Source organism: Chryseobacterium viscerum (genome assembly GCF_002899945.2).
GTDB lineage: Bacteria > Bacteroidota > Bacteroidia > Flavobacteriales > Weeksellaceae > Chryseobacterium > Chryseobacterium viscerum.
The window spans coordinates 1-459 of sequence record NZ_PPEG02000048.1; the positions used below are offsets into that span (position 1 = coordinate 1).

The following is a 459-nucleotide window of genomic DNA, read 5'->3' on the forward strand; positions in this document are numbered from 1 at the left end:
GCCCAGGGAACGCTCGGTCTTGGCCGGCAGCCACTTGTCCATGCGCCCTTCGTTCCAGGCCTGCTGGGCGTCCGGCCAGGTGTGCGGGGTGCCGTCGACGCGCTGGGCGCTGGTGGTGCTGGTGTCGAAGTGGTAGGGCAGGATCTCGCCCTTGCTGCCCTTCTGGTGCCAGACCCGCTGGCCATCGGGCAGCGGGATCGCCATGCGGTCGCCGAAGCCGCGGACGCCCTTGAGGGTGCCGAAATAGTGGTCGAAGGAGCGGTTCTCCTGCATCAGGATCACCACGTGCTCGACGTCCTTGAGGTTGCCATGCCGGCGGTGCGCGGGAATCGCCAGGGCCGCCTGGATGCTCGACGGCAGCATGCTGGTGGCGACGGTGGCGCCGACCGTACCGGCGGCCAGGCGGATGAAGCTTCTTCTGCTTTTCGAAATCATCGGGGGACTCACCAGGTCAGGGTG

At 67.8% G+C, this 459-nt stretch carries 1 protein-coding gene; it reads right to left on the minus strand.

Annotated features, from left to right (window positions below; genetic code table 11):
• Window positions 1–435 (minus strand): alkaline phosphatase family protein (locus C1634_RS25730; protein ID WP_317047513.1); only part of this gene is annotated, 435 nt, incomplete at its 3' end.
• Window positions 436–459: the final 24 nt, after the last annotated feature.